The 23520-nt window shown below is 65.8% G+C and carries 23 protein-coding genes; 10 read left to right on the top strand and 13 right to left on the bottom strand.

Going from position 1 to position 23520, the window contains the following annotated elements:
* Positions 1 to 194: 194 nt before the first annotated feature.
* The 4 genes from AC07NK_RS12715 to AC07NK_RS12700 all read left to right on the top strand — a co-directional run bounded on the left by AC07NK_RS12715 (position 195) and on the right by AC07NK_RS12700 (position 3930).
* Complete coding sequence (locus tag AC07NK_RS12715) at positions 195 to 1400, top strand: hydrolase (protein ID WP_495170960.1); 1206 nt, start codon at positions 195 to 197, stop codon at positions 1398 to 1400.
* The gene (locus AC07NK_RS12710) at positions 1397 to 2407 is read left to right on the top strand and encodes an arginine N-succinyltransferase (RefSeq protein WP_495170959.1); all 1011 of its coding nucleotides are present in this window, start codon (positions 1397 to 1399) and stop codon (positions 2405 to 2407) included. Before AC07NK_RS12715 ends, AC07NK_RS12710 begins: the two co-directional genes overlap by 4 nt.
* Positions 2394 to 3650, top strand: a complete 1257-nt coding sequence (locus AC07NK_RS12705; protein ID WP_495170958.1) for an N-succinylarginine dihydrolase — start codon at positions 2394 to 2396, stop codon at positions 3648 to 3650. The genes AC07NK_RS12710 and AC07NK_RS12705 overlap by 14 nt, the downstream gene beginning before the upstream one ends.
* A gap of 64 nt (positions 3651 to 3714) precedes the next feature.
* Positions 3715 to 3930, top strand: coding sequence for a hypothetical protein (locus AC07NK_RS12700; protein ID WP_331028222.1), 216 nt, complete (start codon positions 3715 to 3717; stop codon positions 3928 to 3930).
* A gap of 132 nt (positions 3931 to 4062) precedes the next feature.
* Here the strand turns inward: AC07NK_RS12700 and AC07NK_RS12695 are convergent, their stop codons facing one another.
* Genes AC07NK_RS12695 through AC07NK_RS12650 form a run of 10 tightly spaced genes read right to left on the bottom strand, consistent with a single transcriptional unit; the run spans position 4063 to position 14046 of the window.
* Positions 4063 to 6072 carry an ATP-binding protein gene (locus tag AC07NK_RS12695; protein WP_495170957.1) on the bottom strand — a complete coding sequence of 670 codons (2010 nt, stop codon included), beginning with the start codon at positions 6070 to 6072 and terminating at the stop codon, positions 4063 to 4065.
* Positions 6072 to 6311 carry a hypothetical protein gene (locus AC07NK_RS12690; RefSeq protein WP_495170956.1) on the bottom strand — a complete coding sequence of 80 codons (240 nt, stop codon included), beginning with the start codon at positions 6309 to 6311 and terminating at the stop codon, positions 6072 to 6074. The genes AC07NK_RS12695 and AC07NK_RS12690 overlap by 1 nt, the downstream gene beginning before the upstream one ends.
* Positions 6308 to 7312, bottom strand: coding sequence for a biotin synthase BioB (gene bioB, locus AC07NK_RS12685; RefSeq protein ID WP_495170955.1), 1005 nt, complete (start codon positions 7310 to 7312; stop codon positions 6308 to 6310). Before bioB ends, AC07NK_RS12690 begins: the two co-directional genes overlap by 4 nt.
* A gap of 25 nt (positions 7313 to 7337) precedes the next feature.
* The gene (locus AC07NK_RS12680) at positions 7338 to 7775 is read right to left on the bottom strand and encodes a styrene oxide isomerase (RefSeq protein ID WP_495170954.1); all 438 of its coding nucleotides are present in this window, start codon (positions 7773 to 7775) and stop codon (positions 7338 to 7340) included.
* On the bottom strand, positions 7772 to 9907 hold the full coding sequence (gene scpA / locus AC07NK_RS12675) for a methylmalonyl-CoA mutase (protein WP_495170953.1): 2136 nt from the start codon (positions 9905 to 9907) through the stop codon (positions 7772 to 7774). Before scpA ends, AC07NK_RS12680 begins: the two co-directional genes overlap by 4 nt.
* Positions 9904 to 10500: a histidine phosphatase family protein gene (locus AC07NK_RS12670; RefSeq protein ID WP_495170952.1), complete on the bottom strand. Its 597-nt coding sequence runs from the start codon at positions 10498 to 10500 to the stop codon at positions 9904 to 9906. Before AC07NK_RS12670 ends, scpA begins: the two co-directional genes overlap by 4 nt.
* Positions 10497 to 11276 (bottom strand): enoyl-CoA hydratase-related protein, encoded by a 780-nt coding sequence (locus AC07NK_RS12665; protein WP_495170951.1) that lies wholly within the window; start codon positions 11274 to 11276, stop codon positions 10497 to 10499. The genes AC07NK_RS12670 and AC07NK_RS12665 overlap by 4 nt, the downstream gene beginning before the upstream one ends.
* 32 nt (positions 11277 to 11308) lie before the next feature.
* A complete protein-coding gene (gene mce, locus AC07NK_RS12660; RefSeq protein WP_495170950.1) occupies positions 11309 to 11731 on the bottom strand; it encodes a methylmalonyl-CoA epimerase in 423 nt (140 codons plus the stop codon).
* A 43-nt stretch (positions 11732 to 11774) separates the two neighbouring features.
* Positions 11775 to 12497: a hypothetical protein gene (locus AC07NK_RS12655; protein WP_495170949.1), complete on the bottom strand. Its 723-nt coding sequence runs from the start codon at positions 12495 to 12497 to the stop codon at positions 11775 to 11777.
* 22 nt (positions 12498 to 12519) lie between these two features.
* Positions 12520 to 14046, bottom strand: coding sequence for an acyl-CoA carboxylase subunit beta (locus tag AC07NK_RS12650; RefSeq protein ID WP_495170948.1), 1527 nt, complete (start codon positions 14044 to 14046; stop codon positions 12520 to 12522).
* 100 nt (positions 14047 to 14146) lie between these two features.
* On the opposite strand from AC07NK_RS12650, the gene AC07NK_RS12645 reads away from it, so the two are divergent.
* Positions 14147 to 15541 (top strand): helix-turn-helix domain-containing protein, encoded by a 1395-nt coding sequence (locus tag AC07NK_RS12645; RefSeq protein ID WP_495170947.1) that lies wholly within the window; start codon positions 14147 to 14149, stop codon positions 15539 to 15541.
* 287 nt (positions 15542 to 15828) lie between these two features.
* Complete coding sequence (locus AC07NK_RS12640) at positions 15829 to 16389, top strand: cytochrome b (RefSeq protein ID WP_495170946.1); 561 nt, start codon at positions 15829 to 15831, stop codon at positions 16387 to 16389.
* 36 nt (positions 16390 to 16425) lie between these two features.
* Here AC07NK_RS12640 and lepA read toward each other — a convergent pair whose 3' ends face one another.
* Positions 16426 to 18234 carry a translation elongation factor 4 gene (gene lepA / locus AC07NK_RS12635; RefSeq protein WP_495170945.1) on the bottom strand — a complete coding sequence of 603 codons (1809 nt, stop codon included), beginning with the start codon at positions 18232 to 18234 and terminating at the stop codon, positions 16426 to 16428.
* Positions 18235 to 18300: 66 nt separating this feature from the next.
* On the opposite strand from lepA, the gene AC07NK_RS12630 reads away from it, so the two are divergent.
* From AC07NK_RS12630 to AC07NK_RS12620, 3 genes are all read left to right on the top strand, one after another.
* Positions 18301 to 18768 carry a SixA phosphatase family protein gene (locus AC07NK_RS12630; RefSeq protein ID WP_495170944.1) on the top strand — a complete coding sequence of 156 codons (468 nt, stop codon included), beginning with the start codon at positions 18301 to 18303 and terminating at the stop codon, positions 18766 to 18768.
* A gap of 169 nt (positions 18769 to 18937) precedes the next feature.
* Positions 18938 to 19906 (top strand): CsgG/HfaB family protein, encoded by a 969-nt coding sequence (locus AC07NK_RS12625; RefSeq protein WP_495170943.1) that lies wholly within the window; start codon positions 18938 to 18940, stop codon positions 19904 to 19906.
* A gap of 112 nt (positions 19907 to 20018) precedes the next feature.
* Entirely contained in the window at positions 20019 to 20975 is a 957-nt protein-coding gene (locus tag AC07NK_RS12620; RefSeq protein ID WP_495170942.1) for a YncE family protein, read from the top strand.
* On the opposite strand, the gene AC07NK_RS12615 is transcribed toward AC07NK_RS12620, so the two are convergent.
* Both AC07NK_RS12615 and pnuC read right to left on the bottom strand, forming a co-directional pair.
* Complete coding sequence (locus AC07NK_RS12615; protein WP_495170941.1) at positions 20972 to 21487, bottom strand: AAA family ATPase; 516 nt, start codon at positions 21485 to 21487, stop codon at positions 20972 to 20974. The genes AC07NK_RS12620 and AC07NK_RS12615 overlap by 4 nt on opposite strands.
* Positions 21484 to 22071 carry a nicotinamide riboside transporter PnuC gene (pnuC, locus tag AC07NK_RS12610; protein ID WP_495170940.1) on the bottom strand — a complete coding sequence of 196 codons (588 nt, stop codon included), beginning with the start codon at positions 22069 to 22071 and terminating at the stop codon, positions 21484 to 21486. Before pnuC ends, AC07NK_RS12615 begins: the two co-directional genes overlap by 4 nt.
* A gap of 93 nt (positions 22072 to 22164) precedes the next feature.
* Here pnuC and AC07NK_RS12605 point away from each other — a divergent pair, with 93 nt between their 5' ends.
* Positions 22165 to 23463, top strand: a complete 1299-nt coding sequence (locus tag AC07NK_RS12605; RefSeq protein ID WP_495170939.1) for an FAD-dependent oxidoreductase — start codon at positions 22165 to 22167, stop codon at positions 23461 to 23463.
* The last annotated feature ends 57 nt before the right edge of the window (positions 23464 to 23520 follow it).

Here is a 23520-nt window from a genome sequence, read left to right as displayed (position 1 = left end):
GGCCCGGCCGCTCTTTGAATCCGTCGATAGTCTTGCCCAATATGCACGGCTCGCCCGAGGGAAGGCGATTCGCGCGCGCGTAGGAGTGTGACTTTTGGGACTTTCCAGCCCACTCCGCGCCTAAACCCGTATCGCTGGAAACTTTCCTTCGCCGGGGGTTCACCCGCCGCGTATCACCCGATACACAATCGCGAATGGGTCTTTCCGCAATCGAAACCGCCGCGATCGAGCATGCCCGCGCGGCACCAATGCTCGCTCAGGTCGAACGCTGGGTCGCGGTCAATAGCGGCACGCGCAACCTCCCCGGCCTCGCGACGATGGCGGAAATGCTCGCCAGCGCCTTTGCCGTCCTTCCGGGTGAGCTGACGCTGGTCGATCCCGTGGCGGTCGAGACGGTCGACACCAAAGGCGACGTCCTTCCCCTCGCCCATGGCCGCCATCTCCATCTTCGCGTCCGGCCCGAGGCCCCGGTCCAGATGCTGTTCACCGGCCATATGGACACGGTCTTCCCCGCCGATCACCCCTTCCAAAGCGGAACTTGGCTGCCCGACGGTCGCCTCAACGCCCCCGGCGCCGCGGACATGAAGGGTGGGATCGCCGTGATGCTTGCTGCGCTCCGGGCGATCGAGGAAACCCCTGCCGCCGAACGCTTCGGCTACGAGGTCGTCATCAACTCGGACGAGGAGACCGGCTCCTTCGCTTCCGCCGCGCTGATCGCGCAGGCGGCAAAGGGCAAGGTCGCCGCGCTCACCTACGAACCGGCATTGCCCGACGGCACGCTGGCCGGGGCACGCGGCGGCACCGGCAATTTCTCGATCGTCGTCCACGGCCGCAGCGCGCATGCCGGCCGCAACCCGGAGGAAGGCCGCAACGCCATCGTCGCCGCCGCCGACCTCGCGCTGCGTCTCGCCGCCGCGAAGGGCGATGGCCTTGCGGTCAACCCGGCGCGGATCGAGGGTGGCGGACCCAATAATGTCGTCCCCGATCTCGCCATCCTGCGCGTCAACTTCCGCCCGGCATCGCGTGAGGCGATCGCCCGCGCTGCCGCGCTGATCGAGACTGCGACCGCCGAGGTCGCCGCCGCGCACGACGTCCATATCCATGTTCACGGCGGCTTCAACCGCCCCCCCAAGCCCCTCGATCCCGGCGCCGAGCGGCTGTTCGGGCTGGTCAAACAGGCCGGCGCGGATCTCGATATCCCCATCGCGTGGAAAGCCACGGGTGGGGTGTGCGACGGCAACAACATCGCCGCCTGCGGTGTGCCCGTGGTCGACACCATGGGCGCTCGCGGCGGCGCGATCCATAGTGCAGAGGAATTTCTCATCCCTGAAAGCCTGCCCGAGCGCGCCGCGCTCTCCACCCTCACCATCCTGCGTATCATCGAGAAGGGCAGCGTATGACCTTCCTGATCCGCCCAGCTCGCGAGGACGACCTTCAGGCGCTGTACGAGATGGCGAAGCTTACCGGCGGCGGCTTCACCAATTTGCCGCCGGAGAAACCGGCTCTGCGCACCAAGCTCGAACGCAGCGCATTGGCCTTCTCCCGCACTGACGATGCGCTCAAGGACGAACTGTTCGTGCTGGTGCTGGAAAACACCGAGACCCGCGAAGTGCGCGGCACCTGCCAGATCTTCACTCAGGTCGGCCAGCGCTGGCCCTTCTACAGCTACCGCCTCGGCATCGAGACCAAGCACAGCGAAGCGCTCGCTCGCACCTTCCGTGCCGAAATCCTCAGCCTCACCAACGATCTGGAAGGCTGCAGCGAAGTCGGCGGGCTGTTCCTCCACCCCGGTGAGCGCGCCGGCGGTCTCGGCATGCTGCTCGCTCGCAGCCGCTATTTGTTCATCGCGATGCATCGCGCCCGCTTCGGCGACCGCGTTTTGGCCGAACTTCGCGGTGTGATCGATGAAGCTGGCGGGTCGCCCTTCTGGGACGGCGTCGCAGGCCGCTTCTTCGGCATGAACTTCCAGCAGGCCGACGAATTCAACGCCATCCACGGCAACCAGTTCATCGCCGATCTGATGCCCAAGCATCCGATCTACACCGCGATGCTGACCGAGGGCGCACGCAGCGTGATCGGTCTGCCGCATCCCTCGGGGCGCGCCGCGATGCGGATGCTCGAGCAGGAAGGCTTCGCGTTCGAGAATTACATCGACATCTTCGACGGCGGTCCGACCATGACCGCGCGCACCGATCAGGTGATGACCGTCCGCGATTCCCGCACCGACAAGGTTGCCGAAGTCGCCGATGGCGGCAGCGCCAGCATCATCGCCCGCGGCACGCTCGCCGATTTCCGCGCATGCCATGGCCGCGTCGGCCTCAGCGACGGCGGCGTCACGGTGGACGCCACCTCCGCCGCGGTCCTTGGCGTCGAAGCTGGACAAGAGGTCCGCCATGCCCCGCGTTGAGATCAACTTCGACGGCATTATCGGCCCCAGCCATAATTATGCCGGTCTCAGCCCCGGCAACCTCGCCGCGACCCGCAACAGCGGCGCGGTCTCGCAGCCCCGCGCCGCAGCGCTCCAGGGCATCGCCAAGATGCGCGCCAATCTGGCGCTCGGGCTGACCCAGGGCATCCTGTTGCCCCATGCCCGGCCCGACCATCGCTGGCTGGACTCGCTCGCAACCCGCTATGCCGAGGCCGCGCCGCACCTTCAGGCGCAGGCGCTGTCGGCATCATCGATGTGGGCCGCCAATGCCGCGACCGTTTCCCCGGCACCCGACACGACTGACGGCCGCTGCCACCTGACCGTCGCCAACCTTGTGACCATGCCCCACCGCAGCCATGAATGGCCGGGCACGCTGGCGCAGCTTCGCCTCGCCTTCGCCGATGACGCCTTTCGCGTTCATGGCCCGGTCCCCGCTCCTTTCGGCGACGAGGGCGCCGCCAACCATATGCGGCTCTGCCCGGAGCACGACGCGCCCGGCGTCGAAGTGTTCGTCTATGGCGTCTCCGGCGGCCCCTTCCCCGCCCGCCAGCATCGTGAGGCCAGCGAGGCCGTCGCCCGCCGCCACAGCCTCGATCCCGCGCGCACCCTGTTCGTTCAGCAGTCGGAAGCGGCCATCGCCGCCGGTGCCTTCCACAATGATGTGGTTGCAGTCGCAAACGGCCGGGTGCTCTTCGCCCATGAACAGGCGTTCGCGGACAAGCAGGGCTTCTACGCCGATCTCCGGCGCCTGATGTCTGAGATCGAGATCGTCGAGGTGCCCGCCTCCACCGTAAGCCTCGCCGACGCGATCTCCTCCTACCTGTTCAACGCCCAGTTGGTGACCTTGCCCTCGGGCGAAACTGCGCTGGTCCTGCCGACCGAGGCGCGCGACACGCCGAGCGTGTGGAACTGGCTTCAGGCGCATGTCGCGGGCAATGGCCCGATCCGGCATCTCGAAGTGGTCGATGTCCGTCAGTCGATGGCCAATGGCGGCGGTCCCGCCTGCCTCCGCCTGCGGGTCGTCGCCGATCCGGCTACAATCGATCCGCGCTTCCTGGTTGACGAGGCCAAGCTCGACCGGATCGCCGCGCTGATCGAGGCGCATTGGCCCGAAACGATCGCACAGGACGAGATTGGCGGCCCGGCCCTGATCGCGCGCATCGAAGCCGCCCGAACCGCGCTGTTCGACCTGCTGGGAACTGTCGAGTTAATTGACAGCTAACCATATCCGTTGACGCGGACTCGCGGATTCCCGCCACTGGTCCGGTTCTTGCGTTGACGCGGGCATGTTCGCACGCGTCAAACGGCTGTTCACGATCAAGACCCGCTTCGAAGCCTTTATGGTGATCTACGCGCTCGGCGTCGGCGCGGTCGACCGCGGGATTCACTATCTGGAGCAATATCCCGGCATGGGCGGCTGGATGCTCTTCGCCGCCTGCCCCATCGCGGTGTTCATGGCTGGCGCAAGGATTCTCGACTCGCTCGACGCGGGACTGGAATAGCGCCCCCATCCGTCATCCCGGCCTTGTGCCGGGATCCACGGTGCCGCACCGGCGAACCTTGAAGCTCTTCTTCCGCGCCGGCCTCCCGGTGGATCCCGGCACAAGGCCGGGATGACGGATCAGCGCAAGGCGTTATTCGAACTCTAGGATCGCGGCGTCGACGGCCAGGCTCTCACCGGCACCGAAGTTCACCGCCTTCACCACACCGGTCTTTTCGGCGCGCAGGATGTTCTCCATCTTCATGGCTTCGACCACAGCGAGCGGCTGCCCGGCCTCAACCTTGTCGCCCACCGCCACCTCGACGCGGGTCAGCAGCCCCGGCATCGGCGCGAGCAGGAAGCGGCTCATATCCGGCGGAATCTTCTCGATCATATGTTTCGCCAGCTCGGCAACGCGCGGGCGATAGACCTCCACGCGATGCGCGGCGCCGCGCGTCGTCAGCACCCAGCCGGTCCGCGTTTTAGCGACCCTCACAGCCAGCTCGCCACCGTCCCCATGTGCCACCGCGATCCGGTCGCCCGGATTCCATTCGACGGTGCCTTCGATCAGTTCGCCATCGACGATCGCGCCATCGCCCAGCGTCACCTCATGCGCGATCGCGCCCATGTGAACGACCCAGTCGCACCGCACGAGCGGCATTGCGCCGAGCTGGCCCGAGATCAGCGATGCGCGCTCCGCCTGCCGCCAAGTGAGCACCGCGGCGATTGCTGCGAGGCGGCGCGTCAGCAGGGCGTCCGCGGGTGCCCCCGCGAACCCCTCAGGATACTCCTCGGCGATGAAGCCTGTGGTGATTGCGCCAGAACGGAAGCGCGGATGCTGCATCAGCGCGGAGAGGAAATCGATGTTGTTGCCCAGCCCCGCCAGCTCGAACCGGTCGAGCGCCGCGACCTGCAGATCCGCTGCGGCATCGCGCGTCTCGCCCCAGGTGATCAGCTTGGCGATCATCGGGTCATAGAACATGCTGACCTCGCCGCCCTCGGCGACGCCGTCATCGACACGGACATAGCCCTCACCGCCAACGTCCCCATAGGGCGTGTCCAGCGCGGCAGGTGGGCGGTAGCGCACCAGCCGCCCGGTCGAAGGCAGGAAGCTGCGATACGGGTCCTCGGCGTAGATGCGGTTCTCGATCGCCCAGCCGGTCAGTTTCACGTCATCCTGACCGAAAGCGAGCTTCTCGCCCGCCGCGACACGGATCATCTGCTCGACCAGATCAAGGCCCGTGACGGCCTCGGTCACCGGATGCTCGACCTGAAGCCGGGTGTTCATTTCGAGGAAGTAAAAGCCGTCACCCGTCTCATCGGCGCCGCTGACGATCAGTTCGACCGTACCCGCCGAGTAATAGCCCACCGCTCGCGACAGCGCGACCGCCTGCTCGCCCATCTTGCGCCGCATCTCGGGGCTGACGAAGGGCGACGGCGCTTCCTCGACCACCTTCTGGTGACGACGCTGGATCGAGCATTCGCGCTCGCCGAGATAGACGATATTGCCATGCTGGTCGCCCAGCACCTGAATCTCGATATGGCGCGGGCTCTCGATGAACTTCTCGATGAACACACGGTCGTCGCCGAACGACGCCAGCCCTTCACGCTTGGTCGCTTCAAAGCCTTCGCGAACATCCTGCTCGCTGTACGCCAGCCGCATCCCCTTGCCGCCGCCGCCGGCCGATGCCTTCATCATCACCGGATAGCCGATCTCGGCGGCGATCTTCACCGCATGCTCGGTATCGTCGATCACCCCAACAAAGCCCGGCACCACGTTGACCCCGGCTGCCTTGGCGAGCTTCTTTGACTCGATCTTGTCGCCCATCGCGGCAATGGCGTTGGGGGGAGGCCCGACAAACGCGATCCCCGCTTCCGCGCACGCCTTGGCGAAGCTCTCACGCTCGGACAGGAAGCCATAGCCCGGATGGATCGCATCCGCGCCCGTAGCCTTGGCGGCGGCCAGGATCAGCTCAGCCTTGAGATAGCTCTCCGCCGCCGGTGCCGGCCCGAGCCGTACTGACTCGTCGGCCATCAGCACATGCGGCGCGCGCGCGTCGGCGTCCGAATAGACCGCGACCGTCGCGATCCCCATCCGCTTGGCGGTGCGGAACACGCGGCACGCAATCTCGCCGCGATTGGCGACCAGGATTTTCTTGAACATTACGGCTCGGACCTTTGTTGAGCTTGCCGCAGCACCCGGCGCGCGAGCCAGTGGCAGAAGACGAGTGTGATGACAGCGTAAAGCGCAGCTGGGACGATGTTTGCGAGTGCCACCATCCAGAACGGTGCGACGTCCTTGCCAGCCAGCGGATTGATGATGCCGATAAACCCGGCGACACCCTGCCAATAGATCGCCGAAATAATGGCGAACAGGATCGCGGGACGCCGGATACGGATCACTCCGCCGCCTCCAGCTCGACCTTCACCTCGCCCTGCATCGGCCGCATCCCCAGCCGCGCGAACAGCGCCGCATCCTTGTCGTCGCCGGCATTGCCGGTAGTGAGCAGCTTATCACCGGTGAAGATCGAGTTGGCACCTGCCATGAAGCACAAAGCCTGCGTCGAATCGCTCATGCTCTCGCGACCTGCGCTCAGCCGCACCATGCTCTCCGGCATCGTGATCCGCGCGACTGCGACGGTGCGCACGAACTCGATCTCGTCGATCTTGGCGAGCGGGGTATCAGCCAGCATGTTGCCCAGCACCGTGCCCTTGACCGGCACCAGCGCATTCACCGGCACGCTCTCCGGGTGCTTCGGCAGCGTCGCCAGCGCATGGATGAAGCCGACCCGGTCGCCACGCGTCTCGCCCATGCCGACGATCCCGCCGCAACACACATTGATCCCCGCCTCACGCACATGCTCGAGCGTGTCGAGCCGGTCCTCGAAGGTGCGCGTGGTGATGACCTCGGCATAGCGTTCGGGCGAGGTGTCGATATTATGGTTGTAGTAATCGAGTCCCGCATCGGCGAGCATCCCTGCCTGCTTCTCGCTGAGCATCCCCAGCGTCATGCAGGTTTCCATCCCCATCTGACGCACGCCCTTCACCATCTCGACGATGGCGGGCATGTCGCGGTCCTTGGGGTTGCGCCACGCCGCACCCATGCAGAAGCGCGACGAGCCATTGTCTTTGGCCTGCGCCGCTGCCTGCAGCACCGCGCGCACGTCCATCAGCTTGGTCGCCTTCAGGCCCGTCTCAGCGCTGGTCGACTGGTTGCAGTATCCGCAATCCTCCGGGCAGCCACCGGTCTTGATCGATAATAGCGTCGACAGCTGCACTTCGTCCGCCGCGAATTGCGCGCGATGCACCTGCGCCGCGCGAAACAGAAGCTCGGGGAACGGCAGATCGAACAACTCGGCAATTTCTTCGCGCGCCCAATCGTTGCGGACGATATCCCGTGTCATGCAGCTTCCTTCAACGCTAATCCATTCATCGCAACGCCACCCCGCCAAAATTTGTGAGCGCAAAATAGCTGATCGCGAGGCAGGCGACTGCCATTACAATCGAACTGCCTTTTACCAATAGGGTGACGACCAGTTCCTGCACCTTAGTCGCATCATATCCCTTCCCGGCGATCGGCAACGCTTCGCTGGCGCCAAAAATCGCCGCGAGCGATATGCCCAGAACCAATAGATAGGAAGAAGCCGTCAGCGCATAGACCGTCGGCCGCGCCCAGCCCTCGGGAACACCAAGATAGTGCCAGAATAGCGCGATCGCGATCAGCGCCGGTCCTGTCTGCGCTGCGGTCAAATGCGCCGACAGGGCCATGCGACTGTTGCGCACCGCAGGGATCGCAAATCCGATCAGCAGGCTCAGGGTGAAGAGCAGAAAGCCTGCCTTGCCCAAGAATATCGCAATTGCGCTCACGCGGCATCCTCGTCCGGCGGCAAATTATGCCCGAGCAGCGTCAACACGTCTGCGGCCGCATTTACAAGGTTCGTTCCAGGGCCGAAGATCGCCTGAACCCCCGCATCGCGCAGAAACTGATAGTCCTGCGCCGGTATCACCCCGCCTGCGATCACCTTGATGTCCCCGCGTCCGGCATCCTTGAGATACCCGATCATTTGCGGGATCAGCGTCTTGTGCCCCGCCGCAAGGCTGGAGGCGCCGACCACGTCGACATTCTCGGCGATCGCGAGCTCGGCGGCCTCCTGCGGTGTCTGGAACAGCGGCCCGGGCACCACTTCGAACCCGAGATCGCCGAATGCCGATGAAACAAGATTGGCGCCGCGGTCATGCCCGTCCTGCCCCATCTTGGCGACCAGCATGCGCGGTTTGCGGCCGAGACGCCGCTCGGTCGCGGCAACCCCGTCCTTCAGTCGCTCCCAGCGCAGGTCATCGGTGTAGGCACCGCCATAGACCCCCGAAACCGGCGTCGGCACCGTCCCATGACGCCCGAACACATCCTCCATCGCCAGACTGATCTCGCCCAGCGTCGCGCGGTGCCGTGCCGCCTCGACCGCGAGTGCGAGGAGGTTTTCGGTCCCGCGCGCACCTTCGCGCAGCGCGTCGAGCGCCGCCTGGCACGCAGCTTCGTCGCGCGCCGCCTTGATCTTCCGGATGCGTGCGATCTGCGCCTCGCGCACCGCGAGATTGTCGACGTCGAGGATGTCGAGCGGGTCTTCCTCGGCCTTGCGGTATTTGTTGACCCCGACGATCACCTGCTCGCCGCGGTCGATCCGCGCAGCGGTAGCCGCCGAAGCCTCCTCGATCATCGCCTTGGGCCAGCCGGCAGCGACCGCCTTGGCCATCCCGCCCTCGCCCTCGACGCGCTCGATGATCTCCCACGCGCGATCGACCAGCTCCTGCGTCAGGCTCTCGATGTAGTAGGAGCCGCCGAGCGGATCGACGACCTTGGTCATCCCGGTCTCTTCCTGAATCACGATCTGCGTGTTGCGTGCGATCCGGGCGGAGAAGTCGGTGGGCAGCGCGATCGCCTCGTCCAGCGCATTGGTGTGCAGGCTCTGCGTTCCGCCCAGCATCGCCGCCATCGCCTCGATCGTAGTGCGGATGACGTTGTTGTACGGATCCTGCTCGGTCAGCGACACGCCCGAGGTCTGGCAGTGCGTGCGCAGCATCTTGCTGCGTTCATCCTTCGCGCCGAGCTTCGTCATCACGCGATGCCACAACACGCGAGCCGCGCGCAGCTTGGCGACCTCCATGAAGAAATTCATGCCAATCGCGAAGAAGAACGACAGCCGACCGGCGAACTTGTCGATGTCGAGGCCCGACGCGACCCCGTATTTCACATATTCCATGCCGTCGGCGATGGTGAAGGCCAGCTCCTGCACCTGCGTCGCCCCGGCCTCCTGCATATGATAGCCGGAGATCGAGATGCTGTTAAACTTGGGCATCTCGCGCGAGGTGTAGCCGAAGATGTCGGAGATGATCCGCATGCTCGGCTCGGGCGGGTAGATGTACGTGTTGCGGACCATGAACTCCTTGAGGATGTCGTTCTGGATGGTCCCGTCGAGCTGCGCGCGCGGCACGCCCTGTTCCTCGCCTGCGACGATGAAGAAGGCGAGGATCGGGATCACCGCCCCGTTCATCGTCATGCTGACCGACATCTCGCCGAGCGGGATGCCGTCGAACAGGATCTTCATATCCTCGACGCTGTCGATCGCCACGCCCGCTTTGCCGACATCGCCGGGCACGCGGGGATGGTCACTGTCATAGCCGCGGTGCGTCGCCAGATCGAACGCGACGCTCAGCCCCTTCTGCCCCGCCGCGAGATTGCGGCGGTAGAAGGCGTTCGATTCCTCTGCGGTCGAGAAGCCGGCATATTGCCTGATCGTCCAGGGCCACCCCGCATACATCGACCCGCGCACACCGCGCGTAAACGGCGCGAAGCCGGGCAACCCCGGATCGGCGGTCACGTCCTCCGCCGTATAGAGCGGCTTGACGTCGATCCCCTCGGGCGTGCGCCAGGTCAGGTCGCGGCCCTTCACTTCCTTGTCGGAAAGCGCCTTCCACGCGTCGAGATCGGGCTTGTCGGTCATGATGCTACCTGTTCGAGCGCGGTCCATCCAAACAGATGGCGGCGCTCCGCAATGGAAAAGGCGTGGACATTGCCCCCACCGGGATGGCCGCCCTCCGCGGCCTGATCAGCTGAGCGGCCGATCGGCTCGCCCTTCACATGACATTTGAGCAAGGTGCCGACGCCGCCATGGCCAACGAACAGCACGGGCGCGTCTCCGTCCGCCAGCACCGCCTCGACCGCGCCGACGATCCGCGCCTGCGCGTCGATTGCCCGCTCCCACCCGCGCACCGACTGATCGGGCGCAGCGAAAAAGGCGTCGGCCGTCGCCTCGAACTCAGCGGGCGGCAGGAAGCCGGTCGCCGACCGGTCGTTCTCGTGAAAGCCGGACAGGATCTCGACACGCGCCCCGTCGGTCATCGGCGCGAGCGCCTCCGCCGTCTCGATCGCCTTGCGCTCGTCGCTCGACACGATCCGTCGTACCGACGCCAGCCAGCCCGCACCGGCCAGCGTCGCCAGCCGCACGCGACCGGCATCCGACAGGCCCCATTCGGGCACCGGCACCGCCGGGTCGATCCGCACCTGCGGGTGGGACAGATAATAGGCGATGGTCACCGCCCCTTGAACTCCGGCGGCCGCTTCTGGAGGAACGCGATCACGCCCTCGCGGAAATCCTCGGTCTTGCCAGCGGCGCGCTGGTTCTGCGCCTCGACGCTCAGCGATTCCGACAGCGTCGAATTGAGGGCGGCCTTCACCTGCGCGCGGATCAGGCCGAGCGCGACCGTCGGCTTGGCGGCGAGCTTCGCGGCGAGCTCGCCGGCGGTCGCCAGCAGCGCGTCGTCCTCAACCACACGCGCAACCAGCCCGGCGTCCTTCGCGTCGTCCGCGCTCATCTTATCGCCGAGCAGCGCCATCTCCAGCGCCTTGGCGCGGCCCGCCGACTTGGCGACCAGCCAGGTCGCGCCGCAATCGGGCACCAGTCCGATATTGCTGAAGGCGAGCAGCAGATAGGCCGACTTGGCCATCACCACGATGTCCCCGGCAAGCGCGATGCCCACGCCCGCTCCCGCCGCCGGACCGTTGACCGCGGTGACCACCGGGATCGGCAGCTTCGAAAGCGTCTCGGCCAGCGGGTTGTAGTGGAATTCCAGATTGTCGGAGGGATCGATCGGTTTCCCGTCCATGCGCCCGACCAGATCGGCGCCAGAGCAGAACGCCCGCCCCTCCCCGGTCAACAGCACCGCGCGCGCGCCCTCGTTCACCGCACGCAGCAGCGAGGCGCGGATCAGGTCGAGCATCTCGCCCGTCACCGCATTGAGCCGATCGGGCCGGTTGAGCCGCAGCGTCGCGACGCCGTTGTCGAGTGCGTAGAGGACGGTGTCTTCGCTCATACTCTCAAAACCCTTCATCACGGCGGGGGACGTCAGTGCAGATCATCACGCGGCGATTCCATGATCTCGGTCAGCACGCCGCCCATGTCCTTGGGATGCACGAAGAAGATCAGCGTCCCGTGCGCGCCGATACGCGGTTCGCCCAGCACCTTCGCACCCTTGGCCTCGAACCACCCCTTGGCTGCATGGATATCGGGCACTTCGTAACAGACATGATGCTGCCCGCCCGCCGGGTTCTTCGCGAGGAAGCCATGGATCGGCGAGGTCTCGCCCAGCGGCTCGATCAACTCGATCTGCGTATTGGGCGTATCGACGAAGCACACCTTCACCCCCTGCGCGGGCAGGTCGAAGGGCGTATGGATTTTCTCCGCGCCCATCACGTCGCGCCAAAAGGCAACCGACGTCTCGATCGAGGGCGTAGCGACACCGATATGGTTGAGGCGACCGAGTTTCATCATTTCTGCTCCGGGTTGGCAGCGGAGGGACCATTGCGTGCCATCAACACGTCTTCATCTGGGTTGCGCCGTGCCGCTTGTACGTCCCATCAGATCCGCGAACATAGCGCTCGGAGAAGCTCTCTGCCCCGGCATAGCTCACGGTGAAGCTGCGGCCGCGTTCCGCGGCGGTGATCGTCCCGCGCAGCGTCGGCCCGTTGTCGCGGCTGGCGTCAGAATAATAGATCGGAACGCGCGCGATCTCGACCGGCCCCTTGGCGCCAAGCTCCGTCAGGACGGCGACGTCGCAGCTATAGCCCTGCCAGGTGCCGCCGCCTTCGGTGTAAAGCACCGCCGTGCCGGTGATCGCGTCGCTCACGCCCCAACGCGCGGCGGGATTGCCCCAGGTGCCACTCATCCCGACATCGAGCCACTCCCCGGCCTTCACATAGCCGTAGCTGTCCTTGTCGCGCCGCAGATAATGCACCGAATTGAGACCCGCACAGGCATGCGCCTCGCAAGCGCTCGCCCCCGTGCTGACCAGCGCGGTGACGTCCCCGGGGAGCTTGATCAGCGTCAGGGGCACAAAGGTGATCTTCTCTCCCTTCACCATACGCTCGGCCTCGTTCTTCGGCGATGTGCCGAATACCGCCGCGAATGCCTCAGGCGTTCCGGCGGGCACGGTATCGCGATCGACATCGGTCACCGGGAACAGCGGCTGAGGTTGCTGCGCCACGGCTGGAAGCACCGCGGCCAGAGTCAGCAGCATGCCAGCGAGCATCTGCATACGGGTTACTCCCGTCCCGCGGTCACAGCGGAATATTGTCATGCTTCTTCCACGGATTCTCGAGGCTCTTGTTCCTCAGCTTCCGTAGGCCCAGCGCGATGCGGCGACGGGTCGAGTGCGGCATGATCACTTCGTCGATGAACCCCTTGCTCGCCGCGACGAACGGGTTGGCGAAGCGCGCCTCATATTCCGCGGTGCGCTCGGCGATCTCTTCCGGCGTCTTGCCGCGGAAGATGATCTCGACCGCACCCTTGGCGCCCATCACCGCGATCTCCGCGGTCGGCCAGGCATAGTTGAGGTCACCGCGCAGGTGCTTCGACGCCATCACGTCATACGCGCCGCCATAGGCCTTGCGCGTAATCACCGTAATCTTGGGCACCGTCGCCTCGGCATAGGCGAACAGCAGCTTGGCGCCGTGCTTGATGATGCCCGAATGCTCCTGCCCGACGCCCGGCAGGAAGCCCGGCACGTCCACGAACGTCACGATCGGAATCTCGAACGCGTCGCAGAAGCGCACGAACCGCGCCGCCTTCTTCGACGAGTTGATGTCGAGCACCCCGGCCAGCACCATCGGCTGGTTGGCGACGATGCCGACGGTGCGCCCCTCGATCCGGCCGAAGCCGATGATGATGTTCGCCGCATGCGTCGGCTGAACCTCGAAGAAATCGCCTTCGTCGACCGTCTTCCGGATCAGCTCGTGCATATCATAGGGCTGGTTCGCACTGGGCGGGATCAGCGTGTCGAGGCTGTCCTCGAGCCGGTCCCACGGGTCCTCGCACGGCCGCTCGGGCACCGGCTCGCGGTTGCTGGCGGGAAGGAAGTCCACGAAGTCGCGGGCCGCGAGCAGCGCCTCGATATCGTTCTCGAAGGCCACATCGGCGACCCCCGACTTCGTGGTATGCGTCACCGCTCCTCCCAAATCCTCCTGCGTGACGATCTCGTTGGTAACGGTCTTCACTACATCGGGGCCGGTGACGAACATGTAGGATGAGTCCTTCACCATGAAGATGAAGTCGGTCATCGCTGGGGAATAGACTGCGCCGCCCGCGCAGGGTCCCATGATCAGGCTGAGCTGCGGCACCACGCCGCTCGCCAGCACGTTGCGCTGAAACACCTCGGCATAGCCGGCAAGCGAAGCGACGCCCTCCTGAATGCGCGCGCCGCCGCTGTCGTTGAGGCCGATCACGGGCGCGCCGACCTTCATCGCCATGTCCATGATCTTGCAGATCTTCTGCGCGTGCCGCTCGGACAGCGACCCGCCGAACACGGTGAAATCCTGACTGAACACAAAGACGAGGCGGCCGTTGATCGTGCCGCTGCCGGTGACCACGCCGTCGCCCGGCACGATCTGGTCCGGCATCCCGAAATCGACGCAGTTGTGCTCAACATACATATCGAGCTCTTCGAACGATCCCTCGTCGAGCAGAACCTCGACCCGCTCGCGCGCGGTCAGCTTGCCCTTGGCGTGCTGTGCGTCGATGCGCTTCTGCCCGCCGCCCAGCCGCGCCGCGGCACGCCGCCGTTCAAGTTCCCCGATCGTCGAAGACATGCATCACTCCTTGGCTCGCGTCCCTGCACAGGACACGCCGCCCCTTGCAATTGCAATGTTGCGAAGTTGCATCGTTCATATCTGCAGATATTGTGGGGTCATGGAACAGCCCCGCCGCCGCCTCTTTGCCGGAACCCGCGTTCGCGACCTGCGTAAGCAACTCGGGCTGCCCCAGGCGGCGATGGCCGCGCGGCTCGGCGTCTCGGTCAGCTACCTGTCGCAGATCGAGAATGAGGAGCGCCCGCTCACCCCGCCGGTGCTGATCGCGCTCACCCGCGAATTTCCGCAGACATGGGCGGACATTGGCGCCGACGATGGCGTCGCCGATCTCGTCCGCGCGATCGAGGCGGGCACCGATTCCAGCATCCCCGCGGCGACAATCGACGAGGCCGCCGTCCAGCGCGGGGTCGAGAAACACCCCGCCCTCACCCACCGCATGGTCGCGCTGCACGAGGCGTGGCGCCGCAGTCAGGCGCAATTGCGCGTCCTGGACGACAAGGTCGACAGCGGCGCGGGGGCCGCCAGCTCGCTCCCGTGGGAGGAGGTGCGCGACTGGTATCAGGCTGAGGGCAATTATATCGACGTACTCGACCGCGCCGCCGAAGCGCTGGTCGAGGAACTCGACGACCCGCGCGGAATCGAAGCGCGGCTGCGCGGCTGGCACGGCGTGAAGATCGAGGAAGCGCGCGATGACGACACCCGCCTTTCACGCTTCGCCGCCGACAGCCGCCGCCTCGTCATCAGCGGCGTGCTCCCGCCCGAAAGCCGGGCCTTCCTGCTCGCCCACCGGCTCGCGGTACTCGAGTTCGGCAACGAGATGCGGACGGTGAGCGAGGGCAGCGGCCTCGCCTCCCCCGCCGCGCGTGAACTGCTTTCGCTCGGCCTCGCCAACTATGCCGCGGGCGCGCTGCTGATGCCGTACAACCGCTTCCGCGACGCCGCGCGGACGGTCCGCCACGACATCGACCGGCTACGCCAGCGGTTCGGTACCAGCTTCGAACAGACCTGCCACCGCCTCTCGACGCTGCAGCGGCCGGGCGCGCAGGGCATCCCGTTCTTCTTCTGCCGCGTAGACATGGCGGGCAACATCACCAAGCGCCACTCCGCAACCCGGCTCGAATTCGCGCGCTTCGGCGGTGCCTGCCCCCTTTGGGTCGTACATGAGGCGGTGGCGATCCCCGACCGCGTCCTCGTCCAGCTTGCCGAGATGCCCGACGGCGCACGCTACGTCTCGATGGCCAAAGGGCTGGTCAAACCATCCGCCAGCTATGCCCGCCCGCCGCGCCGCTACGCCGTCGCTTTGGGGTGTGAAGAAATCCACGCGCCCGACTTCGTCTATGCCGATGGCCTGCGCACGGGCGGGGTCGCAACGCCGATCGGCACCAGCTGTCGCATCTGCCCGCGCAGCGACTGCGACCAGCGCGCCTTCCCTCCTGCGGCGACCGAAATCCGCATCGACCCCGATGTGCGTGCGCCGGTGCCGTACGCGTTCTAGCCCGCTCCGACTTTGGAACAACGCATGACGATCCAAATTTCCATCACCCCGGCCTCGTGCCGGCGTCCACGATGTCGCACCGGCCGTCGCCGCGCCTCTGGTCCAGAGCGTGTCTCACGGTGGACCCCGGCACAGGGCCGGGGTGACGGAGAATAGATTTCAGCTCTCGCTCATCCCAGCCTGGCGACAGACATTCCTGTGGGACGCCGGCACGCAATCCCCTCGACGCGGCAATTCCGGTTCGGCACAACCATGACCCTGAGCCTCAACCGGAAGGAACTCCCCATATGGCAGACTCGGACTCGGCGCTGGTACGATATTCACGCGGCGCGATCCTGCTTCACTGGCTGATCGCCGCGCTGCTGATCTTCAATCTCGCTTATGGCTTGCTGCACGACAGCCTGCCGCGCGACTGGCGGATCATGCCGATCCACAAGGCGATCGGCATCACCGTCCTCGCACTGACTCTCGCCCGGATCGGCTGGCGATTCACCCACCCCGCCCCGCGCCTGCCCGCGCATATGGCGGGCTGGGAGCGGACCGCCGCGCACATTTCGCACTTCCTGCTCTACGCCTTCATGCTGGCGATCCCGCTCTCGGGATGGGCAATGTCGTCCGGACCCAAGCCAAGGCCGCTGACCTGGTTCGGGCTGTTCGACATCCCCTATCTGCCGGTATCGGAGGCGATGTCCGACTTCGGGCACGAGGCGCACGAGATCCTCGGCTATGCCGCGATCGCGCTGCTGCTCGTCCATATCGGGGCGGCATTCCGCCACCACTATCTGATCCGCGACGAAGTGATGGCGCGGATGACGCCCGGGGTGCGGGTCCCCGCCCCACGCGGCTGACGATCGAAAGGTTCGGCGAGCGTGGCTCGCCGGACTCTATTCCTCGCCCATCCGCAGCGCGGCGATGAAGGCTTCCTGCGGGATGCTGACCGAACCGTATTCGCGCATCTTCGCCTTGCCCTTCTTCTGCTTGTCCAGCAGCTTGCGCTTGCGGGTCGCGTCGCCGCCATAGCATTTTGCGGTCACGTCCTTGCGCATCGCGCTGATCGTCTCGCGCGCGATCACCTTGCCGCCGATCGCCGCCTGAATCGGGATCTTGAACAAATGGCGCGGGATCAGCTCCTTGAGCCGCTCGACCATGCCGCGGCCGCGTACCTCGGCGGTGGCGCGGTGGACGATCATGCTCAGCGCATCGACGGGCTCCTCGTTGACGAGGATACCCATCTTGACGAGGTCGCCCTCGCGATAGCCAATCTGCTCATAGTCGAAGCTGGCATAGCCCTTCGACAGTGACTTCAGCCGGTCGTAGAAGTCGAACACCACCTCGTTCAGCGGCAGCTCGTACGTCGCCTGCGCGCGTCCCCCGACATAGGTCAGGTTCTTCTGGATACCGCGTCGGTCCTGGCACAGCTTCAGGATCGAGCCGAGATACTCGTCGGGCACATAGATCACCGCCTGGATCCACGGCTCGGCGATGCTCTCGATCTTGTTCGGCTCGGGCATGTCGGCCGGGTTGTGCAGCTCGATATGGCCGCCGCCATGCGTCAGCTCGATCTGATAGACCACCGACGGCGCGGTCGTGATCAGGTCGAGATCATATTCGCGCATCAGCCGCTCCTGGATGATCTCCAGATGCAGCAGGCCGAGGAACCCGCAGCGGAAGCCGAAGCCCAGCGCCGCCGAGGTTTCCATTTCGAACGAGAAACTGGCGTCATTGAGCCGCAGCTTCGAAATGCTCTCGCGCAGCTTCTCGAAGTCGTTGGCGTCGACCGGGAACAGGCCGCAGAACACCACCGGCTGGACTTCCTTGAAGCCCTCGAGCGGCTCGGCGGCGGGCTTCTTGGCGTCGGTCAGCGTATCGCCGACGCGCGCCTGCGCCACTTCCTTGATCTGCGCGGTGATGAAACCGATCTCGCCCGGGCCGAGGTCGGGCAGATTCTCGATCTTCGGCCGGAACGCACCGACGCGGTCGACCAGATGCGTCGTCCCCGCCGCCATGAACTTGACCTGCTGACCCTTGCGGATCGTGCCGTCGATCACGCGGATCAGGATCACGACGCCCAGATACGGATCGTACCAGCTATCGACCAGCATCGCCTTGAGCGGCGCGTTCGCATCGCCCTTGGGCGCCGGGATACGCTCGACCACGGCGTTCAGGATCTCTTCGATCCCGATGCCCGACTTGGCCGATGCCAGCACCGCCTGCGAGGCGTCGATGCCGATCACTTCCTCGATTTCGTGCCGCACCTTCTCGGGTTCGGCCGACGGCAGGTCGATCTTGTTGATCACCGGCACGATCTCATGGTCATGCTCGATCGACTGATAGACGTTGGCGAGCGTCTGCGCCTCGACGCCCTGCGCCGCATCGACCACCAGCAGTGCGCCTTCGCACGCGGCGAGTGAGCGGCTCACCTCATAGGCGAAGTCGACATGCCCCGGCGTGTCCATCAGGTTGAGGACATAGTCGAGTCCGTCCGGCCCCTTCCAGTCGAGGCGCACGGTCTGCGCCTTGATGGTGATGCCGCGCTCCTTCTCGATATCCATATTGTCGAGCACCTGAGCGGACATCTCGCGCTCGGCGAGACCGCCGGTGCGTTGGATGAGGCGATCGGCCAGCGTCGACTTGCCATGGTCGATGTGCGCGATGATCGAAAAGTTGCGGATACGGGAAAGGTCGGTTGCCATGATTCCGCGCGCCTAGCAGGGGTGACGGGACTTGCGAAGAGGCTTGGTAGCCGTCAGCCTGCAACAATGCGCAACCTGCTCCTTATTCTCGCCTGTCTTGTCGCCATGCCTGCGCTGGCAAAGGACCCTCCGATCTACGTCGTCCGCCACTATGATACGCCCGTGGGCGAGCGGGATCCCGACCTTCTTCCGCCGGGCAAGGCGCGCGCGGAAGCGCTGGTCAAATGGTTCAGGGGCAAGAAGCTCAAGGCGATCTATGTCAGCGATTTCAAGCGCACGCGCCAGACCGCTGCGCCGCTCGCCACCGAACGCGGCATCACGCCCGAGGTCTACGATCCCCGCGACACGCCCGCGATCGTCGCGAGGGCAAAGGCTGCGAAGGCGTCCGTCCTGATCGTCGGCCACAGCAACACCGTCCCGGACATCGTCCAGCAGCTTGGCGGCGAACGCCCCGCGGATCTGAAGCATGAGGACTTCGGCGACGTCTGGACGGTGCGCGGCGGCACATCGGTGCGCGAGCGGGTCGACCCCTGAAATAATTTTTCGCATGACGTGCCCCCCGCGGCTTTGATAATGGCAGCGGCTCAGGGGGAGGCGTCAGCCTCCAGTGTAGACAGATGTTCCATTGCCCGGCCGGGGTCCGCCCCGACCGCGCAATCTGCAATGCCGCGGGTGCAAATGCCCCGCCAGGGAGGACCAGTTCATGCCAATCGTTCGGAGTCTCGTTGCTACCACCGCGCTCGCGCTTTGCCTTGCCACGCCGGTGCAGGCGCAGCGACTCGCCAAGCCCAGCGGCGGCCAGAAGCTGCAGGAGCAGACAATTCAGGACGTGCCGCGCTGCTTCCGCAAGCTCGGTACCATCTCGGTGGTCGATGGCGACGACCCCCGTCCGTGGACGCAGTACTCGCTGGCCCCGCCGCAGAAGCTGATGAAGGTTCTGATCCAGCGCTCGGGCTGCTTCAATCTCGTCGACCGTGGTTCGGGCCTGCAGGCAGCCGAGCGTGAACGCGCGATCGGCGGCAATCTCGGCCACCAGCGCGGCGCCAATGTCGGCCAGGGCCAGATCAAGGCAGCCGACTACGTCATGGTCGCGGAAATTCAGGGCGCCAACAGCAATGTCAGCGGCAGCGGCGCGGGCGGCCTCATCGGCGGCCTCATCGGTGGCCGTCTCGGCGGGCTTGCCGCTGGCATCGGCAGCAAGAAGATGGAAGCGAACACCGTCCTCTCGGTCACCAACGTGCGCACGACTGAAACGATCGCCACCAGCGAAGGCTATGCCGCGAAGAACAGCCTCGCATTCGGCGGCGGCGGCGGTGTCGGATTCCTCGGCGGTGGTGTGGGCGCTGTCGGCGGCGGTTATGACAACACCGATATCGGCCGCATCGTCACCCTGTCGTTCATTCAGGCCTATACCAAACTGGTGAACGAACTCGGGCTGGTCCGCGCTGGCGACGCCGGTACCGTGCAGGCGACCCCGGCCAAGACCTTCACCGCGCAGCGCCCGGTCGCGATGCGCGCTTCGGCAGCCGCCGGCGCAAAGATCATCCGCACGCTTCCGCCCGGCGCGATCGTCTATCCGACCGGCAACAAGAACGGCCTGTGGTGGGAAATCGCCGACGAAAACGACAATGTCGGCTGGGCGCTCAACACCGGGCTCGCTCCGTCGCAATAAGCGGCTTCGATCAAGTCTCGCAAAGGGCCCGTTCCACATTGTGGGGCGGGCCTTTTTGCTTGTCCGGGCCAGCCGGATCGCACAGTCTCCCGCCGCCTATCCGGAGAGACCGATGCGCCGCCTGATCCTCACCGCCACCTTGTTCGCCACAGCCGTCGCCCTGCCCGCCAATGCGCGCGACCTGCTTCTCGTCGGCAACAAGGGCGAGGACAGTTTCGGCATCTACGACCTCGCCGACGGCAAACAGCTCGCCAAGCTGCCCACCGGCAACCAGCCGCATGAGATTGCAGTGATGGGCGACGGCACCCAGGCCGCCGTGGTCAATTATGGCGGCAGCACCATCGACATCATTGACCTCGACCCGCTGGGCAAGGTCGCAACCATCGAGCTTTCGCCCAACAAGCGCCCGCACGGCCTGCTGTGGATGCCGAAGAGCGAACGGCTCATCGCGACCACCGAAGGCAGCAACTCGATCGCGATCGTCGAACCCGATGGCAGAGTCACGTCGATCGCTACCGGCCAGCAGGGATCGCACATGGTCGCGCTACTGGGCGAGGAACGCGCCTTCGTCGCCAATATCGGATCAGGCACGGTGAGCGTGCTCGACCTCAAGGCCAATACCAGGCTGCGCGACCTCACCATCGGCGGCAAGCCCGAGGGGATCGCGGTCGCGAGCGGCAAGGTGTTCGTCGGCGACCTCACCGCCCCGCGCATCAGCGTGTTCGACGCCGCGACCTATGAAAAGCTCGGCGAACTCGCGATCGACGGCAACGCGATCCGCGTCATCGCCAGCCCCGACGGCAAGACCGTCGCCACCAGCAACGTCGACAAGGGTACCGTGACCCTCATCGACGCGGCATCCCACAGCGTGCTGCGCAGCTTTCCCGTCTCAGGCGATCCCGCGGTCACTCAGGTCACGCTGATCTGGTCGTCGGACGGCAAGCGCCTCTACGCCGCCGAAACCGCGCGCAACCAGATCGCCGAAATCGACGCCGTCACGGGGAAAGTTCTCCGCCGCATCGACGTCGGCAAGAATGGCGACGGCCTCGCGGTGACGCGCGTGCCCTAGCTCGCCGCCTCCACCGCGCGCAGCACGCTCTGCCAGCGCGCCTCGCCATCGCCGCTGACCAGCGCCCAGCGCACCCCGCGCCGCTCCAGCTCGGCTTTGGACAGGTCGAAGAAGCGCTGGCGCTGTTCCGGCTCGCCGAACATCCGCGTCCCGTCAGCAACCCACGGCAAATCGATATCGAACAGCAGATAGAGGTCCGCCGTCCCCTCCCATTTGTCGAACCACGGGTCGCGCGTCCCGAACAGCATGTCGGCCCATACCGCGGTCATCAGCGGATCGGTGTCGAGGATCAGCGGCGTCAGCCCCGCCGCCAGCATCGTCCGCACGCCCGCGTCATGCGTCCGCGCAATCTCGACCAGATCGCGCATCGTGAAGTCGATCCCGCGCGTCTCGGCATATTCGCGGCCATATTCCTCTGCGACCTCGCCGCCGAGATGCGCTGCGAGGCGCGGTGCCAGTGTCGATTTTCCAGTGCTTTCGGGACCGTGGAGGCAAATGGTGCGTAGCGTCATGAAACCCCTTCTTCGTTCCCGGCCCTACGCCGGGCCTGCGCGCGATGCCAGTCGATGAGTCCCCAGATCGAGAGGCCGAGCAGAATCCCATAGACCCCCGATGTCAGCCACAGCCCACGCACCGCGAACAGCGGTATCGCAACGATATCGACGAGGATCCACAGCACCCAATTTTCCAGATAGCGGCGCGTCAGCAGGATCTGCGCCGCAACACTCGTCATCGCCACACCCGCGTCCCACCAGGGCAGCGCCGCATCGGTCAGCCGGTGCATCATCCAGCCCCATCCCGCCGTCAGCGCGACGCATCCTGCCAGCCAGGCGGCGCGCGCGGGCCAGCCCAGCGTCAGCACCACGACCTCTCCGGCATCGGCCTTCGACCGCGACCAGTTCATCCAGCCATAGAGGTTGAGCGCCACGTAAAAGAGCTGCAGCAGCATGTCGCTGTAGAGTTTGTGCTGGAAGAACAGCACGCCGTAGAGCGCCACCGCCGCGAGCGCGAAGGGATAGTTCCAGATGCTCCGCCGCGCGACCAGCGCGATATTCGTGAGCAACAACAGCGATGCGGCGACCTCTAGCGGGTTCATGCCCTTGGCTTGCCGCAGGAAATCGCCCGCGTCGAGTGCTTGCCCTCACCCGCCAGCACGCTACGCTGCCCCGATATAACAAGAGGGTCGGCTATGCGGCATATCGCGGTGATCGGTTCGGGGCCGGCGGGCTATTACACCGCGGAGGCATGTCAGAAGCAGTTCGGCGATCAGGTCCGCGTCGATATCATCGACCGTCTCCCGGTCCCCTTCGGCCTGATCCGCACCGGCGTCGCGCCCGATCACCAGTCGATCAAGGGCGTCTCGCGCCGGTACGAGGCAACTGCGCTCACCGACAATGTCCGCTTCGTCGGCAACATCACCATCGGCGAACAGGTGACGATCCCCGAACTGCTCGACCTCTATGACGCAGTCGTCCTCGCCACCGGTGCGCCGCACGACCGGCCGCTTGAGATTCCCGGCGCCGACCTGCCCGGCGTCACCGGTTCGGCGGCGTTCGTCGGCTGGTACAACGGCCACCCCGACTATGCCGGGCTGAACCCGGACCTTTCAGGGCCCGGAGCGGTGGTGATCGGCAACGGCAACGTGGCGCTCGACGTCGCGCGCATTCTCGCCAAGACTCAGGCCGAGTTCACGGGATCCGACATTGTCGGCCACGCGCTTGCCGCGCTGGAGACCTCGTCGATCGGCACCATCACCCTGCTCGGCCGCCGCGGCCCGCACCAGATCAACATGACGCCCAAGGAACTCGGGGAGCTGGGCGAACTCGAACGCGCGGCCCCCGTGATCGACCTTGCCGATTTCCCGCCCGATCTCGACGACGCGATGCTCGAACCCGGCCATCGCAAGTCGGTTACGCACCTGCGTAACTTCGCGGCAGCGCATGTCGAGAAACCCGTCCACATCATCTTCGACTTCTTCGCCAAGCCCGTCAGGATCGAGGGCGATGGCAAGGTCGAGCGCGTAATCGTCGAGCGCACCGCGCTCGACGCGCGCGGCGCAGCGGTCGGCACGGGCGAAACCTATGCGGTTCCCGCCAGCCTCGTCGTCTCGTGCATCGGCTATCGCACCCCGCGAATCGAGGGCGTACCCTATGACGACCGCGCCGGGCGTTTCGCCAATGACGACGGGCGTGTGCTCCCCGGCCTTTATGCAGTCGGCTGGGCGCGGCGCGGCCCGACCGGCACGATCGGCACCAACCGGCCGGACGGCTTCGCCATCGTCGAGAAAATCGCCGCAGACACCCAACCCAACAGCCGCAAGGCGGGCCGCCCCGGCCTCGACGCATTGCTCACCGCCCGCAACGCCGATGTCGTCACCTACCGCGACTGGCAAAAGATTGAGGCCGCAGAGACCGCCGCTGCCCGCGACGGTGCACCGCGAGAGAAGTTCACCAGCATCGAAGGGATGCTTGGCGCACGCGGCACCTGAAAAAGCTTCCGCCCCCCGCTTGCGCGGCGCGAAGGTGCTGGGTATAGGCGCGCCTCC

The sequence above is a fragment of the Sphingomonas sp. GW821-FHT09B04 genome, from assembly GCF_059418285.1.
The sequence above is the reverse complement of the archived record's forward strand: the minus strand, read 5'-3'. Positions and strand labels throughout refer to the sequence as shown.